Source organism: Micromonospora sp. C31, from assembly GCF_018070575.1.
GTDB lineage: Bacteria > Actinomycetota > Actinomycetes > Mycobacteriales > Micromonosporaceae > Micromonospora.
The window spans coordinates 1-1923 of the sequence record NZ_JAGPXN010000055.1 but is presented as its reverse complement, the minus strand read 5'-3'; the positions used below and the strand labels follow the sequence as shown (position 1 = coordinate 1923).

Sequence of the window (1923 nt, the reverse complement as noted above, 5' to 3'; positions counted from 1 at the left end):
GGATACGCCGCACGCTCACCCATGATCAGCCCAACGCCGGCCGGACCTACCGGTTACGACCACGGCTCACATTCACATGCCGGCCCAAACCCAGAATGGACGAAAGCTACCGAACCACCCTCTGACTTTTGCCGAGGAAGGTCTGCTGGTCATCTTCGCCAGCCCGCACAAGCTGGTGTACGACCGGATGACGCAGGGGCTACAACGGCTGGAGACGGTCAGCCGGAGCGCCGCCACGCAGATCAACCTCGCCCAGCGCCACTACTCCACCTCGGATGCAACGGCGGCAAGCCGGATCGACCAGACCTATCCGGGCGCGAAAGACCCGGCGGCCATGTGGAGCGCCCTCACCACCGGCCGCCCCGACCTGTGGCCCACGGCTCCTCGGTCTCCCTTCGCTGACGTAGCCGAGCCAACCAAGCACCTGGTGTCGCCCAACTACGCGACCGCAGTCGAGATGTGGAAGATCAACCCGCTCGCGGATCTGATCAGCCCTGCTGCCTGGCTGCGCCAGGTCAGCGTGTGGCTGTTCGGGTACGACCCGTTCGAGGACTGGAGCAAGCAGCTCAGCGGCGACTGGGATGCCTACATCCACTGCGCCGCAGCCTGGCGGATCATCGGCAATGCGCTACTCGATGTCGGCCGCAACCTCGTTACCACTGCAGGGGACGTACCAGACGTCTGGCAGGGCCGGGCCGCGGAAGCCGAGCAGGAGTTCCAACTCAGGCTCGGCAAGGCGGCCATGGCCTTGCACCCGATCTGCGACCAGTACGCCGAGCTCTACACCAAGGCTGCCGTGGCCGCCAAGCACCTCTTCGATGTGGTCAGCGGCCTGATCGCGAAGCTCATCGACGTCCTGATCGTCATCAACCTCGCCTCAGCTGTCGGCACGGCGACGATCGAGACGGGCGTCGGGCCAGTCATCGGTTACGGCGTGGCTGCCTACTACGCCTGGCAGGCGTACGACCTCTACAACGAGATCTCGACCTTCTACGGCAACGCCGAGGCCACTTTCAAGGGCATCGCCGGAACCATTGGCATGATCCAGGCAAGCGCGGCCGTTTCCGCGCTTCCCGACCTCAAGCCCTATCAGCACCCCGGACAGCAGGGATAGGCCATGACCGACGAGATCCACCGCCAACCGCTGGCCCGCGCGGTCCTGACGACGCTCGCCAGGAACCGCGGCGGCGACGACCCACTGGGTTCCCTGGCCCGCACCGTCCTCAACGGTGAGGCGGACCTGCGTACGGCGGCGGCGTTCTCCTGGCACGGCCGGGCGCTGGACGACGCCTTCACGGCGTCGCTGCGCGAGCGGGAGGCCGTCAGCCGGGAGGATCGCGCCGAATGGGAGCGGCAGGCGCAGCAGCTTCGTGACGCGGGTGCGGCGCTGACCGTCGAGGTGGAGCCTCTGGGCGGTGCCACCAGCGAGGACCGGGAGGAGCGGCGGTGAACGTCGGCATGCGATGGAGACTGGCTGTTCCGCTGATCGGTCTGAGCCTGCTGATGGTGGTCCCAGCTGTCTACGGCACCTGGGTGTTCTGGTCCGAGTTCGGAAACACCTACCGGTCGCTCAGCGTCGTCATCTGCCTCGCTCTGCTGGCACAGTTGGGGTTGGCGGTCTCGATCGGCGTACGGCCGACCCGGGATGTGCCCTGGCTACGGATCGGACTGATGGCGGTCAGCTTCGTGGTGGCCTGTGGTCTTGCGGCGGTGCGGAGATCGGCCTGACATCGACGGCACCGAAGCGGCTGATTGCTGCTATCGATCAGACTCCCTGGTGGAGTTTGGCCTCACAGTGAGCGCTTTTCATCGTGGGTTTTGGCTGGTCGGGCCGTGATGTAGGGCGAGGATGGCCTTGATGATCGCGGTGGCGCGTCGGGGGCAGCAGCGGAGCTTGGTAAGGATCTTCCAGCCCTTGAGGGT

General features: G+C 66.1%; 3 protein-coding genes and 1 pseudogene. 3 read left to right on the top strand and 1 reads right to left on the bottom strand.

Translation table 11 applies throughout. From position 1 onward, the window contains the following. The first annotated feature begins 76 nt into the window (after positions 1-76). From KBX06_RS27400 to KBX06_RS27390, 3 genes are read left to right on the top strand one after another with little or no spacing between them, the layout of a single operon-like run. Positions 77-1114 (top strand): hypothetical protein, encoded by a 1038-nt coding sequence (locus tag KBX06_RS27400; protein ID WP_210839944.1) that lies wholly within the window; start codon positions 77-79, stop codon positions 1112-1114. A gap of 3 nt (positions 1115-1117) precedes the next feature. Next, the gene (locus KBX06_RS27395) at positions 1118-1450 is read left to right on the top strand and encodes a hypothetical protein (protein ID WP_210839942.1); all 333 of its coding nucleotides are present in this window, start codon (positions 1118-1120) and stop codon (positions 1448-1450) included. Beyond that, on the top strand, positions 1447-1728 hold the full coding sequence (locus KBX06_RS27390) for a hypothetical protein (RefSeq protein WP_210839941.1): 282 nt from the start codon (positions 1447-1449) through the stop codon (positions 1726-1728). Before KBX06_RS27395 ends, KBX06_RS27390 begins: the two co-directional genes overlap by 4 nt. A gap of 78 nt (positions 1729-1806) precedes the next feature. Here the strand turns inward: KBX06_RS27390 and KBX06_RS27385 are convergent. Continuing rightward, positions 1807-1923: pseudogene (locus KBX06_RS27385) on the bottom strand (IS5/IS1182 family transposase); the annotation flags it as partial.